General features: G+C 71.6%; 10 protein-coding genes. All 10 read right to left on the bottom strand.

The features are described from left to right. Window positions 1-15: 15 nt before the first annotated feature. The 10 genes from IF17_RS0129345 to IF17_RS0129300 all read right to left on the bottom strand — a co-directional run bounded on the left by IF17_RS0129345 (window position 16) and on the right by IF17_RS0129300 (window position 13749). Window positions 16-1440: an alkaline phosphatase family protein gene (locus IF17_RS0129345; RefSeq protein WP_032772777.1), complete on the bottom strand. Its 1425-nt coding sequence runs from the start codon at window positions 1438-1440 to the stop codon at window positions 16-18. Between the two features lie 2 nt (window positions 1441-1442). Further along, window positions 1443-2657 carry a metabolite traffic protein EboE gene (eboE, locus tag IF17_RS0129340; protein ID WP_030572226.1) on the bottom strand — a complete coding sequence of 405 codons (1215 nt, stop codon included), beginning with the start codon at window positions 2655-2657 and terminating at the stop codon, window positions 1443-1445. Window positions 2658-2661: 4 nt separating this feature from the next. After that, complete coding sequence (locus IF17_RS0129335; protein ID WP_030572224.1) at window positions 2662-3510, bottom strand: TatD family hydrolase; 849 nt, start codon at window positions 3508-3510, stop codon at window positions 2662-2664. Continuing rightward, window positions 3510-4148 carry an EboA domain-containing protein gene (locus tag IF17_RS0129330; RefSeq protein ID WP_030572222.1) on the bottom strand — a complete coding sequence of 213 codons (639 nt, stop codon included), beginning with the start codon at window positions 4146-4148 and terminating at the stop codon, window positions 3510-3512. Before IF17_RS0129330 ends, IF17_RS0129335 begins: the two co-directional genes overlap by 1 nt. Then, complete coding sequence (locus tag IF17_RS0129325; RefSeq protein WP_030572220.1) at window positions 4142-5017, bottom strand: sugar phosphate isomerase/epimerase family protein; 876 nt, start codon at window positions 5015-5017, stop codon at window positions 4142-4144. Before IF17_RS0129325 ends, IF17_RS0129330 begins: the two co-directional genes overlap by 7 nt. Then, on the bottom strand, window positions 5014-6210 hold the full coding sequence (locus IF17_RS0129320) for an SCO3242 family prenyltransferase (protein WP_030572218.1): 1197 nt from the start codon (window positions 6208-6210) through the stop codon (window positions 5014-5016). The genes IF17_RS0129325 and IF17_RS0129320 overlap by 4 nt, the downstream gene beginning before the upstream one ends. Beyond that, window positions 6207-7379 carry an inositol-3-phosphate synthase gene (locus IF17_RS0129315; protein ID WP_030572217.1) on the bottom strand — a complete coding sequence of 391 codons (1173 nt, stop codon included), beginning with the start codon at window positions 7377-7379 and terminating at the stop codon, window positions 6207-6209. The genes IF17_RS0129320 and IF17_RS0129315 overlap by 4 nt, the downstream gene beginning before the upstream one ends. A gap of 93 nt (window positions 7380-7472) precedes the next feature. Beyond that, window positions 7473-11201 (bottom strand): ThuA domain-containing protein, encoded by a 3729-nt coding sequence (locus tag IF17_RS0129310; protein WP_030572215.1) that lies wholly within the window; start codon window positions 11199-11201, stop codon window positions 7473-7475. A gap of 277 nt (window positions 11202-11478) precedes the next feature. Continuing rightward, window positions 11479-12483, bottom strand: a complete 1005-nt coding sequence (locus tag IF17_RS0129305; RefSeq protein ID WP_030572212.1) for a sugar phosphate isomerase/epimerase family protein — start codon at window positions 12481-12483, stop codon at window positions 11479-11481. A 15-nt stretch (window positions 12484-12498) separates the two neighbouring features. After that, complete coding sequence (locus IF17_RS0129300; RefSeq protein WP_030572209.1) at window positions 12499-13749, bottom strand: Gfo/Idh/MocA family protein; 1251 nt, start codon at window positions 13747-13749, stop codon at window positions 12499-12501. Between the last annotated feature and the right edge of the window lie 19 nt (window positions 13750-13768).

Here is a 13768-nt window from a genome sequence, read left to right as displayed (position 1 = left end):
GCGTGACGCGGATTGTCAGTGCAGTCCGGCAAGCTGGAGGAGCAGGGACTTCACCTCGGTGGCCCTGACCCGGTCGGTGAACGCGTGGGGGGTGGAGCAGAGGATGAGCGGACCTTCGTCGTCGCTCTCGGGGAGGCGGCCGTGGCTGCCGCGAATAGGTGAGGGGTCAAGGGGGACGACCGCCATGCGGTAGCGCATCCCGAGCTTCTTGCGCGCGACCGCCGAGACGGCCTTGAGCCGTACGTAGGGGTCCTCGGGGTCCATGAAGAGCTCGACGGGGTCGTAGCCGGGCTTGCGGTGGATCTCGACGAGCTGGGCGAAGTCGGGGGCGCGGGCGTCGTCGAGCCAGTAGTAGTACGTGAACCAGGCGTCCTTCTCCGCCACGGCCACCAGCTCCCCGGAGCGGGGGTGGTCCAGGTGGTGCGCCTTCTTGCCCTCGTCGTCCAGGAGCTGGTCGATGCCGGGCAGGTCCGCGAGCGCCGCCCGGACCGCCTCCAGGTCCTCGGGACGGCGTACGTAGATGTGGGCGAGCTGGTGGTCCGCGACGGCGAAGGCGCACGAGGCCATCGTGTCGAGGTACTCCATGCCGTCCTGCGTGTGCACCTCCAGCAGGCCCGCCCTACGCAGCGCCCGGTTGATGTCGACGGGGCGGCTCACCCGGGTGATGCCGTACTCGGAGAGCGCGACGACGGTACGGCCTTCGGCGCGGGCGTCGGCCAGCAGCGGGGCGATGGCCCGGTCCAGGTCGGCGGCGGCCCGGTGGGAGCGGGGGTCGTCGGGGCCGTAGCGCTGGAGGTCGTAGTCCAGGTGGGGCAGATAGCAGAGAGCCAGGTCGGGGGTTCGGGTGGCGATGATGTGGCGGGTGGCGTCGATGATCCACTGGGAGGAGACCAGGTCGGCGCCGGGGCCCCAGAAGTGGAAGAGGGGGAACGTGCCGAGCTTGTCGGTCAGTTCGTCGTGCAGGGCGGGGGGCCGGGTGTAGCAGTCGGGTTCCTTGCGGCCGTCGGCGTAGTAGACGGGGCGCGGGGTGACGGTCCAGTCGGTGTCGGCGCCCATCGCGTACCACCAGCAGATGTTGGCGACGGTGTAGCCGGGGTGGGCGCGGCGGGCCGCGTCCCAGAGCTTGTCGCCCTCGACGAGCCCGTTGTGCTGGCGCCAGAGCAGGACGTCGCCGAGCTCGCGGAAGTACCAGCCGTTGGCGACGATGCCGTGTTCGGCGGGCATCGTGCCGGTGAGGAAGGTGGACTGGGCGGCGCAGGTGACGGCGGGCAGGACGGTGGAGAGGGGGGCCCGCGCGCCCTGTTTCCCGAGCGCCGTGAGGTTGGGCATGTGGGCGAGGAGCTGCGGGGTGAGGCCGACGACGTCGAGGACGAGGAGGGGGGTGGGGCCCGTTCGCGCCTGGTGTGAGCTGTCCGTGCTGTCCGTGCTGTCCCTGTCCATGGTCATGGCAGCTCCTTGAGGCCGAGGTCGACCAGGAGGTCGCGGGCGAGGGTGAGTTCGGCGGCGATGCCGTCGGCGAGTTGGGTACGGGTGCGGGGCCGCAGTTCGGCGGGCAGCGCCTGCCAGGTGTACGTCTCCACCTCCAGGTGCCGGGTCAGCGGGACCGGTCCCCCGACGAGCCGGGCGAGCGTGGCGCGGAGCACGGGGAGCGTGGAGGTGAGCGGCGGCGCGGGCGGCGCGTGCAGCGGTACGTGGAAGTGGGCCCGCCAGGGGGTGGAGTCCGGGAGTGCGCTGCCGGCGACGGCCTCGTCCAGGTCGTCGGTGCCGCGCAGCCCGGCGGCGAGTGGGATCTCCCCTGGTCGAGTCGGTTCGAGAGCTTGGGGAAGCGTACGGGTCTGGTGCAGGAAGCGCGGCTCGGCGAAGGCGGCGAGCGCGGTGCGGACCTCGGGGAGGTGGGGGTGTTCGGCGTGCAGGGCGGCGGAGAGCTGGGACTTGACCACCGGGATGCCCGCCGCGGTCAGGGCGTCGAGCGCAGTGTCCGGGTCCTCGAAGGAGGTGGCGAGGTGGCAGGTGTCGACGCAGATGCCGATGCGTTCGTGGCCGACGTCGGTGAGCGGGGCGATGGCGTCGGCGGTGGTCTCCACCGTGCAGCCCGGCTCGGGTTCGAGGCCAATCCGGATCGACTTGCCGGTGAGTTCGGCCAGCGCGTCCAGGCGCTGGGCGAGCGTGGTGAGGGCGGCGCGTGCGGTGCGGGCCGCCCCGGGGTCGGTGGCGTACGGGGTGCGCCAGGCCAGCGGGAGCGTGGAGATGGTGCCTTCGGTGACGTCGTCGGGGAGCAGGGCGGCCAGGAGGCGGGCCAGGTCGGTGGTGTGGGCGAGGCGTTCGGGTTCGGTCCAGTCCGGGCGGTAGACCCGGTACTTGACCTCGTCGGCTCCGAAACCCTCGTACGGGAAGCCGTTGAGGGTGACCACTTCCAGGCCCCGGCTGTCCAGCTCGGCGCGGAGCGCGCGGAGTTCGGCGGGGTCGTTGATCAGGGCGCGGGCGGCGTCCCGGGCGAGCCAGAGGCCGATGCCGAGCCGGTCCCGGCCGAGGCGGCGGCGTACGGGTTCGCAGTGGTCGCGGAGCTGGGCGCGGACGCCGTCCAGCGTTTCGGCGGGGTGGACGTTGGTGCAGTAGGAGAGGTGGACGATCGAGCCGTCCGGGTGGCGGAAGCGCATGGCTTCACTCCCCGCCGCGCAGGATGGAGTTGCCCTCGTGGAGTGCGTCGGGGGCGGGGGTGTCCAGGTGGAGGCGGCCGCTCTGGCCGTAGAACGCGACCGGGTTGCGCCACAGGACCTGGTCGACGTCGTCCTCGGGGCATCCGGCCTTCAGCATCGCGTCGGCGACCTTGCGGGTTTTGAGCGGGTCGCTCTTCCCCCAGTCGGCGGCGGAGTTGACGAGGATCTTCTCCGTGCCGTGGTTCCGGAGGATCGTGACCATGCGGTCCTCGTCCATCTTGGTGTCCGGGTAGATGGAGAACCCGGCCCAGCAGCCACTGTCAGTGGCGGCCTTTACGGTGGTCTCGTTGAGATGGTCGAGCAGGACGAACTCCGGGGGGAGGTTCGATTCGCGGATGACGTCGATGGTGCGGTGCAGACCGGCGAGCTTGTCGCGGTGCGGGGTGTGGACGAGGGCGGGGAGCCCGTGATCGGCGGCGAGCTGGAGCTGGGCGGCCAGCGCGTGGTCCTCGGCCGGGGTCATGGAGTCGTAGCCGATCTCGCCGACGGCGACGACGGAGTCCTTCACCAGATAGCGCGGCAGGGCGTCCAGGACGGGGGTGCAGCGGGGGTCGTTCGCCTCCTTGGGGTTGAGGGCGAGCGTGCAGTGGTGCGCGATGCCGTACTGGGAGGCGCGGAAGGGCTCCCAGCCGAGGAGCGCGTCGAAGTAGTCGAAGAAGCTGGCGGGCGAGGTGCGGGGCTGGCCGAGCCAGAAGGAGGGTTCGACCAGGGCGCGGACGCCCGCGTCGTACATCGCCTGATAGTCGTCCGTGGTCCGGGACGTCATGTGGATGTGGGGGTCGAAGATGCGCATCAGGACTCCTCCGTGGGGGCGGCGGGGGCGATCTCGGTGAGAGTGAGTGCGGTGCGCAGGTCGGCCGGGACGTCACGGCCGGCGGCGGTCCGCTCGGCGGCGAAGTCGCTCAGCATGCGGGCGAGTTCGGCGTCCCCTCGGGCCCGCTCGTCGAGCCGGGCGACGGCGGTCAGCGGCACCCCGGTGAACAGGCACTTCAGTACGGCGTGGCGCCAGGCGTGCGGATCGAGGTGGGCCGCGGCGTACGGGCCGACGGCGGCAGCAACCAGCCGGGTGTCGTTGGCGCGCAGGGCGTCCTCGACGAGTGGGAGAGCGGTGGAGTCGAGGGCGAGGCGGTGCAGGGTGAGCAGGACGGCGCGGCGTTCGGCGGCGGTGCCCTGTTCGTAGAGCCGGGTGACGGAAGACAGCGGGGCGCGGGCCTCGATGAGCAGGAGGGAGCGTACGGAGTCGGCGTGGGCCGGTCCGCAGTGACGGCCGGCGGCGGCGTAGCGGAGTTCCCAGGGAGGGGAGGCGTACGGGGAGGCCTCGGCCGTGACGTCCTCTGTTGCCGCGTGTGCGGCTTCGGCCAGGGCCTCGTCGAGCCAGGCGCGGGCGGCGCCGTCGAGTTCGGCGTCGAGTTCCTTGCGGGACCTCAGCACGGTGCGCCGCCCTTCTTGGTGATCGCGCCCTTGGTCATCGCGTCGCGCAGGAAGGCGATGGAGGTGCGGGCGAGTTCGGGGCCCGCGTGGGAGTGGCGGGGCAGTTCGACGACGGTGAGGCCCTGGTAGTCGGCGGCGGTGAGGGCGGCGAGCACGGGCGGGAAGTCGATCTCGCCGTCGCCGAACGGGAGGTGCTCGTGGACGCCGCGCCGCATGTCCTCGATCTGGACGTGCCGGAGCCAGGGGGCGGAGTCGACGACGCACTGCACGGGGGATGCCTCCTCCAGGCACTGGCAGTGGCCGATGTCGAGCGTGAGGCCGAGGGGGGCCGGGTCGCCGAGGAGGGCGCGGAGGTGGTGGAAGTCGGCGAGGGTGGCGAGGAGGTGACCGGGTTCGGGCTCGATGGCGAGGGGGATGCCCGACCGGTCGGCGGCGTCGAGTACGGGGGTGATCGCTTCGGTCAGGCGCTTCCAGGCGGTGTCCGTGGAGGTGTCGGGCGGGGTGATGCCGCTGAAGCAGTGGACGGCGTGCGCGCCGAGTTCGGCGGCCACGTCCACGGCACGGACGAGCAGCGCGGTGCGCGCGGCCCGGGCGTCGGGGTCCGGGTCGAGGAGGGAGGGGCCGTGTTTGCGGCGCGGGTCCAGGACATAGCGGGCGCCGGTCTCGACGGTGACCCGGAGCCCGAGGGAGGTGAGCCGGCGGGCGACCTGGCGGGTGCGTTCGGGGAGGTCCGGGGCCAGGGGGTCCAGGTGCATGTGGTCGAGCGTCAGGCCGACGCCGTCGTAGCCGAGGTCGGCGAGGAGCCCGAGGGCGTCGTCGAGGCGGAGGTCGGTGAGCCCGTTGCTGCCGTAGCCGAGGTGGAGGGTCATGTGGGGCTCACCTTCCGGGCGAGGGAGCGGGCCAGGGGGACGAGTGCCATGACGGCGAGGCCGGAGCCGGGTGCTCCGGCGCGGGCGGCGAGCGCCGCCTGGAGCGGGATCATGGCCCGGATCCCGCCGCCGACCGCCCGCTGGGTCAGGGGCGGGGACGGGTTGAGGGCGGCGTGCAGGAGGGGTGGCCCGGCGGTACGAAGGTAGGCGCAGGTGAAGGCGGTGAGCAGGAGGTCGGCGGGGGTGAGGCGGTGGGGGCGGGTCGCCCGGTGCTCCCCCGGCCCGGTCGCGCCGTGGCCGCCCGCGCCGGGCTCCGGTGCCCTGGTCCGAGCTGCTCGGCCCGCAGTGAGCACGGCCGCGCCCAGCCCCGCCGTCGTGGCCAGGACCGCCAGCGGTACGGCGGTGGATCCGCCCTGCGCCTCGTGGCGGGACACGGCGGTGACGCCGTAGGTGTGCGCGCCGAGCACCAGGGCTGCGGGGAGAGCGGTCAGGGGACCACGGACGGGGTGCGCCATCGCGGCAACGTTGTCGGCCGCCCCTGGTACAACCGGAGCCGACCCTCGCCCAGCCGCCCCGCCCCTGGCCCCCGCCGCAACCGAAGCCGTCGCTCCCAGCAGCAGGTCCAGGGTGCGGGCCGCCGCCATCGCCGCCGGGCCCGCCTTCGTGTGCTTGAGGTGGAGGTCGTAGGCCCAGACCGTGGCGGCCAGGCCCGTGGCGACCGCCAGGGCCGGGCGGCCGGCCCGCGCCGCGAGGGCCAGGCCCGCCGCCGTCAGGACCCCGGCCGCGCCCAGGGCGGCCGGGGGGCTGATGCGGCCCGACGGGATCGGGCGGTGCGGGCGGTCCACCGCGTCCTCCTCGCGGTCCGCCCAGTCGTTGAGGGCCATCCCGGCCTCGTACAGGCAGAGGGAGGCGCCGATCGCGAGTGCGGTGCCCCGGCCGGGGCTGCGGCCCACCGCCGCGGCCCCGGCCAGTGCGTCACCCGGCACGGAGAACAGCGCGGAGACCCGGAACAGTTCGGTCCAGGCCCGCACCGTGTCCCCTCTCCCGCGACCGGGGGACGGCCGGTGCCTGTCCGGTGCGGGTGCAGTCCCACCCGTACCGGACAGGCCGTCTTGGAGTGCGCGGCCCCAGGCTCCCGAGGGCATACGCAAGCCTGCCCCGAGCACCGACAGGGCCCGCAGCCGCCACCTCATGCCTGGCCCCGCAGCCGCTCCGCGAAGCCCAGCAGGGTGGCGTACTGCTCGGCGAGCGCGGCCGAGGTGCCGCCGTCCGGGTCCTTGAAGTAGAAGCCCAGCTCCGGCCGGGGGCCGCTGAGCCCCAGTTCGTGCGAGCGGGCCAGCAGCCGGGCCAGGTCCAGGACGAGCGGGGCGGCCAGGGCCGAGTCGCAGCCCTGCCAGATGGTCTGGAGGACCATCCGGGAGCCGAGGAAGCCGTCGAAGGCGATGTGGTCCCAGGCCGTCTTCCAGTCCCCCATCGCCGGCACGTCGTCGATGTGGACCTCGCCCTCGGGGGCGGTGCCGAACGTGTCGGTGAGGACACGTTCCTTGCCCGCGTTCTTGGCGGCGGCCGCCGCCGGGTCGGCCAGCGCCGCCCCGTCCCCGCCGCCCAGCAGGTTCGACCCGGACCAGGCCCGTACGGGCAGGGCGCGCTGGAGGAACATCGGGGCGAGCACGGAACGGAGCAGCGTCTGGCCGGTCTTGCCGTCGCGTCCCGCGTGGGGAAGTCCGCTGTCGGCGACGGTTTCGGCCAGGGCCGGAGCACGCAGGCCGGTCGAAGGGGTGAAGTTGGCGTAGGAGCAGCCGGCCCGGAGGGCGGCGGCCGCGTAGAGGGAGCTGGCGGGGAGCCGGGGGTCGTCGGGGGCGGGGGCCGGTTCCGTGGAGGAGACGTTGATGACGACCGTACGGGTCAGCTCGTTGCGGTGGGCGAAGTCGGTGAGGTCCGCGGCGAAGGCGGCGATGAGCTCCTGGTCGGTGCGGGTGTCGCCGGGGAGCGGCCCGCCGGGGCGTATCTCGGCGTCGGCCGCGTCGAGTTCGGCGCGTACGGCGGTGGGGAGGCGGTACGGCAGCACGCCGCCTTCGGCCAGTGCCTCGGCCCGTTTGGCGAGCGGGCAGTCCAGGGTGTCGTGGCCGCCGAAGACCAGCGAGGTCAGGGGCGGCAGGCCGCTGTCGGCGAAGGGAGGCGTCTCGGTGACCATGCCGGTGGGCGGGTGGAGGCCTGCCGCGATGGCCGCGCACCCCGCGGTCGCGGTGGTGGCGACGGAGCCGCGTGCTCCGATGAACCAGACGCCGGTACGGCGGCCTGGGCTGTCGGCGGTACGGCGCGGACGCTCGTCACGGCCTTCACGATCGGCATGTGCGGTCACGGGCTGCCTCCCTGGGGGGATGAAGAGGTGGAGGACGACGGGCGGGGAAGGGGTCGGTGCCTCCCCCGCCCGTCGTCGGCAGAGGTGGCCGCCCTACGTCGAGGGCAGCTCCTTCAGCTGGATGTTGCGGAAGGACACCTGGTCGTCGGCTCCATGGTTCTGGAGGCCGATGTAGCCGTCCTTCAGGCTGCGGGCCGGGTCGGTGTTGGTGAAGTCGTTGATCTTCGCTCCGTTGAGGAAGATCTGCAGACGTTCGCCCTGGACCTTGATCTCGTAGCTGTTCCACTGGCCCGGCGGCCGCAGGACGCGGTCACGGGCTTTGATGTTGGCCGACTTGAATCCGTAGACGGCGCCCGTGGTGCGGTCGGCGGCGTCGGTGGCGTCGATCTGGATCTCGTAGCCGTTGTTCACGGCCGACCAGGGGTCGTCCGACTCCGGGAAGCCCACGAAGACACCGGAGTTGTCGTCGCCGGCCATCTTCCAGTCGAGCTTGAGCGAGTACGCCTTCAGCTCCTTGGCCTGGTAGGTGAGCAGGCCCATGCCGCCCTCGGAGTGCAGGGCGCCGTCACTGACGGAGAATTTTCCGGGGCCCGCCTGCTTCCAGCCTTCCAGCGTCTTGCCGTTGAAGATGGGCCGGTAGTCCTTGTTCGGCTTGCAGTCGGCCTTGACCTGGCCGGTGGCGTAGCGCAGGCCGCCCGACACGTGCTGGCGGAAGGCCGGCTCCGCGTAGGACTCCTTGGTGTGGCCGAGGCCGGTGTAGAAGGAACGGCCGCCCTGGTAGGTCTGGCACCAGGAGATCGGGTGGTCGCCCTTCATGTTGCCGCCGGTGTAGGTGGTCTCGTCGAGGGTCGCCAACACCTTTGCTTTGTCCCGGGGGTTGGTGCGGTAGTTGTACCACTCGTCGGTGCGCTCCCACTCCTCGTCCAGGTGCGCGGTGGCCGGATGGTCGTGGTCCTCGACGCGGACGGTGGCGGGCTGGATCTGCGGGTGCGAGTCGAAGTAGGCGCCGACGAGGCCGCCGTAGAACTCCCAGTCGTACTCGGTGTCGGCGGCCGCGTGGATGCCGACGTAACCGCCGCCGGTGGCCACGTAGTTCTCGAACGCCTTCTGCTGGTCGGCGTTGAGTACGTCACCGGTGGTGGAGAGGAAGGCGACGGCGTCGTAGCGGGCGAGGTTGCTGGTGGTGAACTGGGCGGCGGACTCGGTGGAGTCGACCGTGATGTTGGTGTCCTTGCCGATCTCCTTCAGCGCGGCGATACCGGCCGGGATGGAGTCGTGGCGGAAGCCGGCGGTCTTGGAGAAGACCAGGACGCGCTTGGCGGTTTTGTCGACCGGGCTGTCGGACAGTTCGAAGTCGTCGATGTCGTAGAGCGCGCCGTCGCCGCCCTTGAAGACGAGGAAGAGTTCGGTCTGCTTCTTGGGCGCTCCGCGCAGCGGGATGTCGATGTCCTGGAAGGTGTCCCAGCTACCGGTCACCGGGACGGGGCCCGAACCGAGGATCTTGCCGGTGGGCGATCCGGTGCGCACCTCGAGGAAGCCACCCGAACCGGCCGACGAGATACGGGCGGTGAGCTTGGTGGTGCCACCGAGGACGTAGGTCTTGAAGGAGATCCAGTCGTCGTTGTGGATGTCACCGACGGTCTTTCCACCGTGGGCACTGGACTTGCTCGGCGTGGTGACGCCGGAGGAGTCGTCGAAGTGCTCGGCTTGGCGGTGCTTGGGCTGGAGGCGCGAGGTGTCCTTGCCGGTCAGCTTGGCCTGGCCGCCACCGCCGTTGTCGGTGTAGGAGGCCGAAATCCCGCCGTAGATATTGGCGTTGGGGTCGTGGCCGCCTTCCATGGCGGTCTTGATGGTGCCTTCGCAGCCGTGCTCGGTGGTGATGTCGTGGCCGTGGCTGTCGTGGCCCAGGGTGAACTTGACCTCGACCTTGGTGCAGTCGATGGTGCCGTCCTCCGGGTCGCTGACGTTCACCTTGAACGGTACGGAGTCACCGAACTCGAAGAGCTGGCCGTCCTCGGGGAGCACCAGCTCCACGGTCGGGGCGGTGTTGCCGACGGTGATGTGGACGCTCGCGGAGCCGGTGCGGCCGGTCGGGTCCTCGGCGGTGACGGTCGCGACGTACGTGCCGTTCTTCTTGTACGTATACGTCGGGTTGGCGGCCGTGGAGGTGCCGCCGTCACCGAAGTCCCAGGCGTACGTCAACGGGTCGCCGTCGCCGTCCGACGTACCGGCCGAGGAGAACTTCACCTTCAGCGGTGCGGTGCCGGAGGTCTTGTTGGCGGAGGCTTCCGCGATGGGTGAGCGGCCTCCGGTGGCGTTCTCGATGCGGTAGAGCGCGGAGTTCTCGTCGCCGCCGAACCAGGCGAGGCCGTAGTCCAGGACGTAGAGCGCCCCGTCCGGGCCGAAGGCCATGTCCATGATCTGCGTACCGGACCACGGCACGTCGTTGATGGACTGGACGGCGCCGTCCGCGTCCTGCTCGATGCGCTTGATCCAGCGGCGGCCGAACTCACCGGCGAAGAAGTCGCCGTCGTAGGCCTCGGGGAACTTGACCGGGGAGTCGAGGTCCGCGTCGTAGCGGTAGACCGGTCCGCCCATCGGGGATTCGGAGCCGGTGCCGAACTCGGGCAGCGAGCCGCCGTCGTACGGGATCCAGGCGGCCTCGGCCGGCGGCAGGTCGACGAGGCCGGTGTTGTGCGGCGACTCGTTCTTCGGGTTGGCGCAGTCGAAGGCGGCGCCGGAGGTCTTGGTGGCGAAGTCGTAGTCGATGTACGGCTCGTTCTCACCGACGCAGTAGGGCCAGCCGAAGTTGCCGGCCTTCGTCACCCGGGCGAACTCCACCTTGCCGGACGGCCCGCGCTTCGGGTCGGCCGCACCGGCGTCGGGGCCGTAGTCACCGACGTACACGATGCCGGTAGCCTGGTCGACGGAGAAGCGGAACGGGTTGCGGAAGCCCATCGCGTAGATCTCGGGACGCGTCTTGTCCGTCCCGGGCTCGAAGAGGTTGCCCTCGGGGACGGTGTACGAGCCGTCCTCGGCGACCTTGATGCGCAGGATCTTGCCGCGGAGGTCGTTGGTGTTGCCGGAGGTCCGCTGGGCGTCGAACGCCGGGTTGCGGTCGGTGCGTTCGTCGATCGGCGTGTAGCCGTCGGAGGCGAAGGGGTTGGTGTCGTCGCCGGTGGAGAGGTAGAGGTTGCCGTCCTTATCGAAGTCGATGTCACCGCCGACGTGGCAGCAGATGCCGCGCGAGGTGGGGACGTCCAGGACCTTCTTCTCACTGGCGGTGTCGAGCGTGCCGTCCTCGTTGAGGACGAAGCGGGAGAGCCGGTTGACGCCGTCGAACTTCGCGAAGTCGGCCACCGTCCCGGTCTCGGGTGCGTCGCCTGCCGGGGTGTCCAACGGGGGTGCGTAGAACAGGTAGATGGCCCGGTTCTCGGCGAAGTCCGGGTCGACGCCGACGCCTTGGAGGCCTTCCTCGTCGTGCGTGTACACGGGGAGGGTGCCGGAGATCCGGGTGTTGCCGGCGCTGTCGGTGATCCGCAGCTCGCCGCCGCGCGAGGTGTGCAGCACGCTGCGGTCGGGGAGAACGGCGAGTGACATGGGCTCGCCGGTCTCCTCCGCGCCCTTGGCGAGGGTGACCTGCTGGAAGTCCTCCGCCACGGGCTCTTCGTGGCCCGGGTGACCGGGGTGGGCGGTGGCGCCGGGGGCGGAGCCGAGGGTCAGGGTCGCGGCGGCGAGGAGGCCGCCGGTGAACAGCGCGAGCGTTTTACGGATGCGGGTCCGGGCCAGGAGCCGCTTTCTGGTTCGGTGCGGTCGGTGCACGTAGGTCCTCCGGAGGTGCCGGTTGTACGGGCGGGTGTAGCCGTGCCGTGCCGCGCGGGGACTGCCGCGCGTGCGTCACCGGAGACGGGAGTGACCCCGGTGACGCGAGTCATGTCGTGTACACGTGGTGGACGGTAGACCTGTTCGTCCGGGACGGAAAGCCCTTGTGCAAGGGTTGGGCCGAACTTCTGCTTCCGCCAGGACAAAGAAGATTCCGGGCAGGGCGAGACAGCCCCGGGCGCCTCAGGGAGCACCCGGGACCGCTCTGCCGCAGCTCCTACTCGCCGCCGCCGAAGGCCGCGTCGAAGGAGGCCGACGGCGGGTCGAAGTCGAACCGCTTGAGGCTGGCAAGCGCTTCCGGAGCGCCGTGCAGCCGGTCCATGCCCGCGTCCTCCCACTCCACGGAGACCGGGCCCTCGTAGCCGATGGACCGGAGCATCCGGAACACGTCCTCCCAGGGCACGTCACCGTGGCCGGCGGAGACGAAGTCCCAGCCGCGCCGGGGGTCGCCCCACGGCAGGTGCGAGCCGAGGCGGCCGTTGCGGCCGTCGAGGCGCTTGCGGGCCTCCTTGCAGTCCACGTGGTAGATCCGGTCCCGGAAGTCGTAGAGGAAGCCCACCGGGTCGAGGTCCTGCCAGACGAAGTGGCTGGGGTCGAAGTTCAGCCCGAACGCGGGCCGGTGGTCCACCGCTTCGAGGGCGCGCTTGGTGGTCCAGTAGTCGTACGCGATCTCGCTCGGGTGCACCTCGTGGGCGAAGCGCACCCCCTCGGCGTCGAAGACGTCCAGGATCGGGTTCCAGCGCTCGGCGAAGTCCTCGTAGCCCCGCTCGATCATGTGCGGCGGGACCGGCGGGAACATCGCGACCAGGTGCCAGATCGAGGAGCCGGTGAACCCGATGACCGTGTCGACGCCGAAGGCGGCGGCCGCGCGTGCGGTGTCCGCGATCTCGGCGGCGGCCCGCTGCCGTACGCCTTCGGCCTCGCCGTCACCCCAGATGCGGGCGGGCAGGATGCCCTGGTGGCGTTCGTCGATCGGGTTGTCGCAGACGGCCTGGCCGACCAGGTGGTTGGAGATGGCGAAGCACTTCAGCCCGTACCTGTCGAGCAGTTGGTGCCTGCTGTCCAGATAGCCGGGGTCGGCGAGTGCTTTGTCGACCTCGAAGTGGTCTCCCCAGCAGGCGAGTTCGAGTCCGTCGTAACCGAAGTCCCGGGCGTGCTTGCAGACCTCCTCCAGCGGGAGGTCGGCCCACTGGCCGGTGAACAGGGTAAAGGGGCGGGGCATGGGGGCGACTGCCTCCTAGGACGACGGGACAGAGGTGTGTACGGAGTTCTTGGCGGCGCTCTCCTCGACGGCGGCGAGCACCCGCTGGACCTGGAGGCCGTCCGCGAACGAGGGCAGGGGCGGGAGGCCTTCGGTGATCGTGCGGACCACGTCACGGGCCTGGTGGACGAAGGTGTGCTCGTACCCGAGGGCGTGGCCCGGCGGCCACCAGGCCTCCAGGTAGGGGTGTTCGGGTTCGGTGACCAGGATGCGGCGGAAGCCGGCGGTGGCGGCGGGCTCGGTGTGGTCGTGGAACGAGAGCTCGTTGAGCCGCTCCAGGTCGAAGGCGAGCGAGCCCAGCTCGCCGTTGATCTCCAGCCGCAGCGCGTTCTTGCGTCCGGCCGCCATCCGGGTCGCCTCGAAGGAGGCCAGCGCCCCGGAGGCGAGGCGGCCGGTGAAGATCGCCGCGTCGTCCACCGTCACCTCGCCCCGCGCCACCGCGTCCGCACCGCCGGAGAGCCCGGCCGACGCACCGGAGAGCAGGGGCCGCTCCCGTACGAAGGTCTCGCTGACCGCCGACACCCCGGTCAGCAGCTCCCCCGCAAGGTACTGGGCGAGGTCGACGATGTGCGCCCCCAGGTCGCCCAGCGCACCCGAACCGGCGTGCTCGCGCTTGAGGCGCCAGGTGAGCGGGGAGGCCGGGTCGACCAGCCAGTCCTGGAGGTAGCTGGCGCGTACGTGGCGCAGGGCGCCGAGGCGGCCGTCCGCGATCAGCTGCCGGGCGAAGGTGATGGCGGGCACCTTGCGGTAGTTGAAGCCCACCATCGCCACCTGGCCCCGGGCCTGCGCCGCCTCGGCGGCGCGGACCATCGCCTCCGCCTCGGCGACCGTGTTGGCGAGCGGCTTCTCGCACAGCACGTGCTTGCCCGCCTCCAGGGCGGCGATGGCGATCTCCGCATGGCTGTCGCCGGGTGTGCAGATGTCGATCAGTTGTACGTCGTCCCGGGCGATCAGCGCCCGCCAGTCGGTCTCCGCCGCCGCCCAGCCGTGCCGGGCGGCGGCGGCGTCGACCGCCGCACGGTCGCGCCCGCAGATCGCGGCGAGAGCCGGCCGCACCGGCAGGTCGAAGACGTGTCCCGCGGTGCGCCACCCCTGGGAGTGGGCGGCGCCCATGAACGCGTACCCGACCATGCCGACCCCGAGCGTCCCTCGCCCCGGCTGCGGGGGCGGTGTCGCGGTCACGGTCGCGGTCTGCGGTTCCGTCTCCTGCTCTTGACTACGGGCCATGCGGACTTCCTCCTCGTCG

Source organism: Streptomyces cyaneofuscatus (genome assembly GCF_000718135.1).
In the GTDB taxonomy this organism is placed as follows: Bacteria; Actinomycetota; Actinomycetes; order Streptomycetales; family Streptomycetaceae; genus Streptomyces; species Streptomyces cyaneofuscatus.
Note: the sequence above shows the minus strand (reverse complement) of the source record. Positions and strands in the feature narration are given on the sequence as shown.

Coding starts and splice junctions, on each gene's coding strand:
- IF17_RS0129345 (WP_032772777.1), bottom strand. CDS start 1,440: ATGGACAGGGACAGCACGGACAGCACGGACAGCTCACACCAGGCGCGA.
- eboE (WP_030572226.1), bottom strand. CDS start 2,657: ATGCGCTTCCGCCACCCGGACGGCTCGATCGTCCACCTCTCCTACTGC.
- IF17_RS0129335 (WP_030572224.1), bottom strand. CDS start 3,510: ATGCGCATCTTCGACCCCCACATCCACATGACGTCCCGGACCACGGAC.
- IF17_RS0129325 (WP_030572220.1), bottom strand. CDS start 5,017: ATGACCCTCCACCTCGGCTACGGCAGCAACGGGCTCACCGACCTCCGC.
- IF17_RS0129320 (WP_030572218.1), bottom strand. CDS start 6,210: ATGAGGTGGCGGCTGCGGGCCCTGTCGGTGCTCGGGGCAGGCTTGCGT.
- IF17_RS0129305 (WP_030572212.1), bottom strand. CDS start 12,483: ATGCCCCGCCCCTTTACCCTGTTCACCGGCCAGTGGGCCGACCTCCCG.
- IF17_RS0129300 (WP_030572209.1), bottom strand. CDS start 13,749: ATGGCCCGTAGTCAAGAGCAGGAGACGGAACCGCAGACCGCGACCGTG.